Origin of the sequence: Rhizobium tibeticum, from assembly GCF_900110205.1 — a bacterium.
GTDB lineage: Bacteria > Pseudomonadota > Alphaproteobacteria > Rhizobiales > Rhizobiaceae > Rhizobium > Rhizobium tibeticum.
Genome location: NZ_FOCV01000119.1, coordinates 1 through 2,769 on the forward strand (window position 1 = coordinate 1; position 2,769 = coordinate 2,769).

2 protein-coding genes are annotated in these 2,769 nt (G+C 55.6%); one reads left to right on the forward strand and one right to left on the reverse strand.

Annotated elements, in window-relative coordinates:
- Window positions 1-158 precede the first annotated feature (158 nt).
- Window positions 159-653 (reverse strand): glycosyltransferase family protein, encoded by a 495-nt coding sequence (locus BSG20_RS34945; RefSeq protein WP_143147627.1) that lies wholly within the window; start codon window positions 651-653, stop codon window positions 159-161.
- Window positions 654-1,070: 417 nt separating this feature from the next.
- Here BSG20_RS34945 and BSG20_RS34950 point away from each other — a divergent pair, with 417 nt between their 5' ends.
- On the forward strand, window positions 1,071-2,327 hold the full coding sequence (locus tag BSG20_RS34950) for an ATP-grasp domain-containing protein (protein WP_072382392.1): 1,257 nt from the start codon (window positions 1,071-1,073) through the stop codon (window positions 2,325-2,327).
- Window positions 2,328-2,769 lie beyond the last annotated feature (442 nt).

A 2,769-nucleotide genomic window follows, 5' to 3' on the forward strand; every position in this document is an offset into this window, starting at 1 on the left:
GTCCTCGGTGGTCGCTTACAATCTCGCCCTCTTCGCACGCCTCAGGCCGACCTGACGCTCCTCATCCGGCAGCGTTCACATCACGCCCGGCAAGCGTCGGCCGATACCCCTTTGCCGCCAATCGCTCTTCGGGCCATAACCTGCATGGTCTTGTGCCATCACGCGTCCAAAAAACACGCTTCAGTCGACAAGAAACCTTGAAAACCCCAGACAAACAGACGTTTATGGACGGGCACTAGCTTAGCTATTGCGCGAAGAAACGAGGGTTCAAACTTATAGAGACCGATAGGGCTCAAATCTGCAGACGCGCCTTTGCTATCGATAGAGCCCAGGATTGCTGTAACGCGCAGCGCCTCGTCCGTTAGCACGCGGAGCGACTCTCGACCGCGTGCTTTGCGTACTACAACGATGTTGCTGTCCGGTAACTGCAACAGGCGCTCGATAAACGAGAATTCCACTACGACATTCTCGGTGAACACAAGAACGTCGCTAGATACATCGCCAATTTCTTCTACCGTCACTGCATGAATGAGACGTCCGGCATTTCCCGCAGGCAAATCGCGCAGAGAAACCTCCATCCCATCAAAGTCACCGCCGAGTTCGGTGGGGATCTTGCCTGTATTTTCCAGGGCCAATATGACTGTCTTCTTCACCCCAACGTGTGCCATCTGATTTAATAAGCGACGTAGAACCGGAGTACCTTCAACGAGGCCCTGGGCCGGCGAGAAGTTTTTTTCCGGGTTGAAATCATCTGCCCCGGGTCAGTCACAACAATCGCCAAGTACTGTTCTTCGCGCATTTCGGTACCCTCTGCTCAGAACGCTGCAACGACTTACTCGGTTACGGCACTCAATCTACTACCAGATCAGATAGTTGACTGATTCTGCCCCAAGTCGAACTGTAGTGAACGTGTGCCGATGAGTTCCAAGAGACCATTTAGATGCGATACAAATTGCAGATCGCCGACAATGTAGGCTCGCCTCTAGCCTGAGGATGAGCATTGAGTGAAAAAGCTGATGGGTATTGTCCCTCAAAATGACCTTAGAGCACGCAACGTGGAGGAAATGCAAATGGCAAAAAGAGCACTCATCCTGGTTGAAGGGCATAGAAGTAATGGTCCACTGTACGTCCAAGCGGCCCAGCGTCTTGGTCTTCATCCAATTACGCTGTCGGCTGACCCAACGCAATACGACTATCTACCGGTGGGAAAGGTTGAGGCAATCCAAGCCGATACGAACAATCTCGATGTGCTGATGCGCGAATGTTCCCAGCTGCGCTCGTCGTATGAGATTGCTGGCATTACTGGCTTCGCAGGCCGCGATGAATCGGTATATGTGACGGTCAGCAAGCTCTGCCGGCACTTCGATCTACCGGGACCGAACCCTACATCGATTGAAGGGTGCTACGACAAATTCGCTCAACGTCAACTCCTCGCAGAGGCCGGCGTTCCAACACCTGCTTATCGCGTGGCCGCGAATGCAACGGACGTAGAAACCTCTGCCGCTGAGATCGGTCTTCCGGTGGTTCTTAAGCCCGTTGTAGGCAGCGGAAGCAGCGGTGTCCGATTGTGCCGCGACGCCGATGAGTTAGCTGAGCATGCGACATGCCTGCTGGGCGCGAAGCACATCTGGCGGTCTTCGCCAAGGATACTGATCGAGGAATTCGCACAAGGGCCTCACTATAGTGTCGACACCATGGGCAATGAGGTAATTGCAATTGGCACCTCTGACTTCGGCCGCCCACCGCATTTCGTCCCCCGCGGGAGCATCTTTCCGGCCCCTCTGACCGATGGCCAATATAAATGTATCGCCGATGTTTCACTACGCTGCCTACAAGCTCTCGGGCTTGGTTGGGGGCCTGCGAACATTGAATTGCGGTGGACTAAGCGCGGCCCAGTCGCCATTGAAGTCAATCCGCGTCTTCCGGGTTGTTCCACTCCTCGGCTGATTCAACTGGCGTACGGTGTCGATCTCATCACCGAGCACATCAAGCTTGTCACAGGCGAGGAATGTGATTTGCGCAAAGGGCATTCGCAGATTGCGGCCGCACGGTTCCTAGTTCCTGATCGCGACGGCACCCTCGACTGGATCGATGGCGATAGCCGGGCGGCCGCCGAAACTGGTGTCACCGAGGTAGAGTTATATGTTAAGCCAAACACGCTGATCGTCAGGAACGGCGATGACCGAGACTCGATCGGGCACGTCATCGCCGCGTCACCTAGCCTTGCTCGTACGGAGGCGATACTTCAGCGGGCCGTCGGGCTGATAGATTGGTCGATCACGCCATTTCCAGCTCCTGGTGAACAGAAACAGTCTGGAACTGCTTAACTCGCCCCATTAGCGCGCGTGGACCCAGAAAATATGAGGTGATTGTAGCCGAAATCGGCGCAATGAAAGCACGAGAGAGACGCAGGGATGACGGTCGAGTAGGTCAGTCATTCGGCTCGCCTCACAGATCGGGCGGCGGATTCCCGCACCCGCGTGCCGTGACGATCTCGAACTCCGACCAGCTCATGCGCCGACTATACTGGCTGCGCCGTCTCAAAGAGCGAAGCCATCGCCGACGCATTTCCGGTAGACCGGTAGTGACGGGTGGACGCCCCCTCGACGGCATCGATGTGCCAGAATGGTGGTGTTTGACAGCCACCGTAAGAGAGGGAGCGTCCACAATGGAAGTTAGAGCGCGTCCATTGAACGCGGAATCGCGTTGAGGATTCCCCTGGCTGCGGAATTCTGATTCCATCCCCCGACTGGTGATTTGGTCGGAGGC